Source organism: Herbaspirillum lusitanum, from assembly GCF_026127345.1.
Lineage (GTDB): Bacteria > Pseudomonadota > Gammaproteobacteria > Burkholderiales > Burkholderiaceae_D > Herbaspirillum > Herbaspirillum lusitanum.
Genome location: NZ_QXFG01000019.1, coordinates 21,771 through 28,089 on the forward strand (window position 1 = coordinate 21,771; position 6,319 = coordinate 28,089).

General features: G+C 59.3%; 6 protein-coding genes. All 6 read right to left on the reverse strand.

What is annotated here, in order from left to right; translation table 11 throughout:
• Positions 1 to 107: 107 nt before the first annotated feature.
• Entirely contained in the window at positions 108 to 1,046 is a 939-nt protein-coding gene (locus DXT88_RS23255) for an AraC family transcriptional regulator (RefSeq protein WP_265216238.1), read from the reverse strand.
• A 266-nt stretch (positions 1,047 to 1,312) separates the two neighbouring features.
• The gene (locus DXT88_RS23260) at positions 1,313 to 2,305 is read right to left on the reverse strand and encodes a branched-chain amino acid ABC transporter permease (protein ID WP_265216239.1); all 993 of its coding nucleotides are present in this window, start codon (positions 2,303 to 2,305) and stop codon (positions 1,313 to 1,315) included.
• A gap of 10 nt (positions 2,306 to 2,315) precedes the next feature.
• The gene (locus tag DXT88_RS23265; RefSeq protein ID WP_265216240.1) at positions 2,316 to 3,200 is read right to left on the reverse strand and encodes a branched-chain amino acid ABC transporter permease; all 885 of its coding nucleotides are present in this window, start codon (positions 3,198 to 3,200) and stop codon (positions 2,316 to 2,318) included.
• 160 nt (positions 3,201 to 3,360) lie between these two features.
• Positions 3,361 to 4,572 (reverse strand): ABC transporter substrate-binding protein, encoded by a 1,212-nt coding sequence (locus DXT88_RS23270; RefSeq protein ID WP_029363440.1) that lies wholly within the window; start codon positions 4,570 to 4,572, stop codon positions 3,361 to 3,363.
• Between the two features lie 224 nt (positions 4,573 to 4,796).
• The gene (locus tag DXT88_RS23275) at positions 4,797 to 5,564 is read right to left on the reverse strand and encodes an ABC transporter ATP-binding protein (protein ID WP_016834230.1); all 768 of its coding nucleotides are present in this window, start codon (positions 5,562 to 5,564) and stop codon (positions 4,797 to 4,799) included.
• Positions 5,564 to 6,319: ABC transporter ATP-binding protein (locus DXT88_RS23280; RefSeq protein WP_265216242.1), on the reverse strand; the 756-nt coding region annotated here is incomplete at its 5' end. The genes DXT88_RS23275 and DXT88_RS23280, both read right to left, overlap by 1 nt.

Genomic DNA, 6,319 nt, shown 5'->3' on the forward strand with positions numbered 1-6,319 from the left:
CATGCTGGATCTCCTTGGTTGCCTGACAGTGAAGACGATGTGAAACCGCGCCTGCAGGAACACTCGCCTGCCGGCTTGCGTACGTGCGTAGTTGTGCGCGCCTGCGCTCAGGCGGCTTGCGCCAGATTGCGCGACGCCATGTTGAGCTCCTGGTACTTGCGAAAGGAGGACGGCGACACGCCCTTCTGTATCAGGAAATGGCGATTGAAATTGGAAACGTTGTTGAAGCCGACCCGGAAACAAATGTCCGTGATGCTCAGGTCGCCCTGCATCAGCAATTCGCACGCGCCGTTGATGCGCAAGCGGTTGATGTACTGGATGCAGCTCATGCCCGTATGTTTGCGGAACGATCGCGAAAACGCGCTGGCGCTTTGCTGCGTGAGTTCCGCCAGCGAGGATTCGCGCAGGTCGGTGTCGAGATTCTCGGCGATGAAGCGCAGTACATGGTTCAGGCGCGACGACATATACGCCAGGGCGTCCGGAATATAGCCATGGCTGGCCAGCGCCACGCGGCCGTCATCGGCGGTCATCAGATCGAGCAAGGCCAGGAACAGCTGTATCCGCTTGCACCCGCGCGTCGTCAACAGCGTGCGCATGATCGGCAGGGCCGCTGCGCCCGTCGCCGATGTAAACACCAATCCGGCCTGCGCATCGAGCAGCAAGTTTTCCAGCTCATGCAGTTCGGCAAACGCGTGGATGCCATGGTTAATGAATTCGCCGGGAAACTGGACGATGATGCCGCGCTCCGGCACCTGCTCGCCGGGAGCGACATCGCTGATCCAATTGTGCGGAAGATTCGGCCCCAGCAGCACCAGGTTGCCGGGCTGGAACTGGCCGATGAAGTCGCCGACGAAGTATTTGCCGCTGGTGGCGGTGATCAGCTGGATTTCGTATTCGGGGTGGAAGTGCCAACGCACCGTCCGATACGGATAACCGTGCGACCAGATCGCGAAAGACTCGCCCTGGCGCACATCGACCAGCTCCAGATCCGGCGTCGCCGCCATATTGCTTGCGCGGGCGCGACTGCCCGGGATACGGTCTGTCATCGTAAGTCTCCTTTTTTGGTCTTGGCTTGCTGCTCTTTTTATGACCCCAAATATAGAGAGTCACACTTACTTAAGCCAATACAAATAGTTGAAGATTTAGATACTTTTTTGACAGACCTGAGGTAATGAATGCTTAAAAAGGACAGGTGTTCGATAGCTGGCACGGAGGCAACCGCACCTCGCCCATTGCGGGAAGCAACTCCTGAAACAAAACTGCCGCCGGACAGCCTGGGCTGTGCGGCGGCAGCGTTGAGAAGAAACGACGATCAGTGCGATGCGCTGGCGGAACGTTTGTTGAACAGGTTCAGTATCTCGCCCACGATGCCGCGACGGAACGCCAGCACGCAGACGATGAAGATGAAGCCCGTCACGATGGTGACCGAGTCGCCCAGCGTGTTGAACCACTCGATATGCGTCACGCTAGCCAGCCAGTTGCCGATGTCGCCCAGCTTGTTTTCCAGCATGATGATGATCACCGCGCCGACGATAGGACCGACGATCGTGCCCAGGCCGCCAACCAGCGTCATCAGCACCACCAGGCCGGACATGCTCCAGTGCACGTCGGTCAGGGTTTCGAAGCCCAGTATCAGCGCCTTGGTCGAACCGGCAAGACCGGTCAGCGCTGCCGACAGCACGAAGGCCAGCAGCTTGTAGCGGTCGACGTCGTAGCCCAGCGAGATGGCGCGCGGTTCGTTTTCCTTGATCGCCTTGAGCACCTGGCCGAACGGCGAGTGGATGGTGCGCACGATCAGCGCGAAGCCGGCAATCGCGATCGCCAGCACGACGTAGTACAAGGTCATGTCGCTGGACAGATCGATGAAGCCGAGCAGCTTGCCGCGCGGGATGCCTTGCAGGCCATCTTCGCCGCCGGTGAACGGCGCTTGCAGGGCAACGAAGAACAGCATCTGCGCCAGCGCCAGCGTGATCATGGTGAAGTAGATACCCTGGCGGCGAATCGCCAGCAGGCCCATCACCAGGCCGATCAGCGCGCCCGTCAGGGTGCCCAGGATCAGGCCGATTTCAGTCGGCACGCCCCAGGCCTTGATCGCCTGACCGGCGACATAGCCGGCGCCGCCGAAGAAGGCTGCATGACCGAACGACAGCAGGCCGGTGTAACCGATCAGCAGATTGAAGGCGCAGGCGAACAGCGCGAAGCACAGCATCTTCATCAGGAACACCGGATACAGGCCGAACGGCGCCAGCAATGCCAGGATCAGCAGCGCGCCGTAAAAGAGTTTCTTGTTCAATGGGTTGTTCATCTTGTGCGCCTTATTTCTCTTTACCGAACAGACCGGCCGGGCGAATCATCAGCACGATGGCCATGATGATGAACACGACGGTTGCCGACAGTTCCGGATAAAACACGCGGGTCAGACCCTCGATCACGCCGAGGCCAAGGCCGGTGACGATCGAACCGAGGATGGAACCCATGCCGCCGATCACCACCACTGCGAACACCACGATGATCAGGTTCGAGCCCATCAGCGGCGACACCTGGATCACCGGCGCCGCCAGCACGCCGGCGAATGCCGCCAGCGCCACGCCGAAGCCGTAGGTCAGGGTGACCATCAGCGGCACGTTGATGCCGAAGGCTTCCACCAGTTTCGGGTTCTCGGTGCCGGCGCGCAGGTAAGCGCCCAGACGGGTCTTTTCGATCACGAACCAGGTCGAGAAACACACCACCACCGACGCCAGCACGACCCAGGCGCGGTAATTCGGCAAGACCATGAAACCGAGGTTGGTCGCGCCCTGCAGTGCGTCAGGCACCGAATAAGGCTGGCCGGAGACGCCGTAGATCGAACGGAAGATGCCTTCCACCATCAGCGTGATGCCGAAGGTCAGCAGCAGACCGTACAGATGGTCCAGCTTGTAGAGCCAGCGCAGCATGGTCTTTTCGATCACGATGCCGAATGCGCCGACGATGAGCGGCGCCAGGATCAGCATCGCCCAGTAATTGATGTTGAAATAGGTCAGGCCTACCCATGCCGCGAACGCGCCGAGCATGTACAAGGCGCCGTGCGCAAAATTGATCACGTTGAGCAGGCCGAAGATGACCGCCAGTCCCAGCGACAGCATCGCGTAGAACGAGCCGTTCACGAGGCCCAGCAGCAGCTGGCTCAACAAGGCTTGCAGGGGTATGCCGAATAATTCCATAGAAACTCATTCATTCCGATTGACCGGATGCCGTGCGGCGAAGCGCGCGTTTCCGGTTTATCAAATACAACAAGAAAAATCTGCCATCCCCGATTCTTCAACAGAAATCAGAAATGACAGATCCTTTTGGTGCGTTGATTGCCCGTCGATTACCGGCGGATTATTTCCAGGCCGAGCACTTGGATTCAGCCTTGGTAGTCCAGGCTTGTTCCGCAGGGATGGTCTGGACCAGCTTGTAGTAGTCCCATGGGTACTTGGACTCGGCCGGTGTCTTGACCTGGTACAGATACATGTCATGGACCACGCGGCCATCGGCGCGCAGGTAGCCGTTCTTCTGGAAGACGTCGTTGAACTTGGTCTTGCGCAGTTGCGCCATGACCTTGTCCGAATCATCCGTACCGGCAGCCTTCACCGCTTGCAGGTATTGCAGCGCGGCGGAGTAGTCGGCGGCTTGCAGGCTCGACGGCATCTTCTTTTGCTTTTCGAAGTAGCGCTTGGCGAACTTGCGGGTCTCTTCGTTGGTGTCCCAGTACCAGCTGTCGGTCAGGTACATGCCCTGGGTCAGCTTCGGCGTCAGCGAGTGCACGTCGTTGATGAACACCAGCAGGCCGGCCAGCTTGGCGGTCTTGGTGATGCCGAACTCGTTGGCAGCCTTCACCGAATTGATGAAGTCGCCGCCGGCGTTGGCCAGGCCGATGATCTGCGCCTTGGAAGTTTGTGCTTGCAGCAGGAAGGACGAGAAGTCGGATGCGCCCAGCGGATGCTTGACCGAACCTACGACCGTGCCGCCCGATGCCTTGACGACGTTGCTGGTGTCGCTTTCCAGCGAGTGACCGAACGCGTAGTCGGCGGTCAGGAAGAACCAGCTCTTGCCGCCCTGCTTCACGACCGCCGAACCGGTGCCCTTGGCCAGCGCGACGGTGTCGTAGGCGTAGTGGACGGTGTACGGCGAGCATTCTTCATTGGTCAGGCGAGCCGAGCCGGCGCCGTTTTCGATGAAGACCTTTTTCTTTTCGTTGGCGACTTTCGCCATTGCCAGCGCAGTGCCGGAGTTGGTGCCGCCGATCAGGACGTCAACGCCCTGCTGGTCGAACCATTCGCGCGACTTGCTGGCGGCGACGTCAGCCTTGTTCTGGTGATCGGCGACAACCAGTTCGATTTTCTTGCCGTTGATCGAGCCGCCCATGTCGGCGATCGCGAACTTGATCGCTTCCGCACCGCCCTGGCCGTCGATGTCCGAATAGACGCCGGAGATGTCGGTGATGAAACCGATCTTGATCACGTCTCCGGAAATTTGCGCCGAAGCCGGTGCCGCGAATGCGAACGCTGCTGCCGCGGTAGACACGGCGAGTGACATTGCCTTTAACTTCATTTCCATCTCCTTTTGTTATAACGCTAGTGATGCTGTAACGTTTGTGATGCCCGCTCAGTAGTAAGTGCGTCCTGCCCGATTTTTGCGAACGGGTGCGTGAATGATCACGCGACCGTTCGTCGCACCATGGTGCATTCTTTTTATGACTGCTTTGTTAATTCAGAATAATGATGCGACTGCTTGAACCGCTTGAATAGCGAAACTTCGCTTATGCGCTTATGTGCTTATACACCCAGCAGCTCATTGAGCTTCTGCGTCTTCGATTCGAGTTCCGACGAAGCGAACGACTCGACGATCTGGCCGTGTTCCATCACATAGAAACGATCGGCCAGCGGTGCAGCAAAGCGGAAGTTCTGTTCCACCATCACAATCGTGTAACCCTTGGCCTTGAGCATCAGGATCATGCGCGCGAGCGCCTGCACGATCACCGGCGCCAGGCCTTCGGAAATCTCGTCGAGCAGCAACAGGCGTGCGCCCGTGCGCAGGATGCGCGCCACCGCCAGCATCTGCTGTTCACCGCCGGACAAGCGCGTGCCCTGGCTGTTGCGGCGTTCCTTCAGATTCGGGAACATGTCGTAGATCTCGTCGATCGACATGCCCTTGTCAGTCTTGGACACGAACGGCGGCAGCATCAGGTTTTCTTCCGCCGACAGCGACGAGAAAATGCCGCGCTCTTCCGGGCAATAACCGACGCCCTGATGCGCGATCTTGTAGGTCGGCATGGCGACGGTTTCATTGCCGTTGATCCTGATCGAGCCCTTGCGTGCACCGACCAGCCCCATGATGGAACGCAAGGTGGTGGTGCGACCGGCGCCGTTGCGGCCCAGCAGCGTGACCACTTCGCCCTTGTTCACCGACAGGTTGACGTTATGCAGGATGTGGGATTCGCCGTACCAGGATTGCAGGTCGGAAATCTCCAGCGCCGGCGTGCCGCCGGTTGCGGATGCAATACCGCCTTGTTGCAATGTCGCCGCACTTGTCACGATCGTCATCAGTGTGCTCCTTCCAGCGCGCCGGCAGTGGTGCCCATGTAGGCTTCCATCACCTGCGGATTCTTCGATACCTGGTCATACGTGCCTTCGGCCAGCACGGCGCCGCGCTGCAGCACGCTGATGCGGTCGCAGATGCCGGCGATGACGTTCATGTTGTGTTCCACCATCAGGATGGTGCGGCCGACCGAGACCTTCTTGATCAGCGCGGTCACGCGATCGACGTCTTCGTGGCCCATGCCCTGGGTCGGTTCATCGAGCAGCATCAGTTCGGGTTCCATCGCCAGCGTCGTGGCGATTTCCAGCGCGCGCTTGCGCCCATACGGCAAATCCACCGTCAGCGTATCGGCGAAACTGGTCAGGTCGACTTCGTCGAGCAAGGCCATGGCGCGGTCGTTGAGTTGCTTGAGGCTGTCGCTGCTCTTCCAGAAATGGAAGGACGTGCCGAGCGTGCGCTGCAAACCGATGCGCACGTTCTCCATCACGCTCAGGTGTGGAAACACCGCCGAAATCTGGAACGAACGGATGATGCCCTGGCGCGCAATCTGCGCCGGCGCTTCCATCGTGATGTCGCGACCGTTGAACAGGATCTGGCCCGAGGTCGGCACCAGGAATTTGGTCAGCAGGTTGAAGCACGTCGTCTTGCCGGCGCCGTTCGGGCCGATCAGCGCATGGATGTGGCCGCGCTCGACTTGCAGGTTGACTTTGCTTACCGCTGTAAAACCCTTGAATTCCTTCGTCAGGTTTTTTGTCTCCAG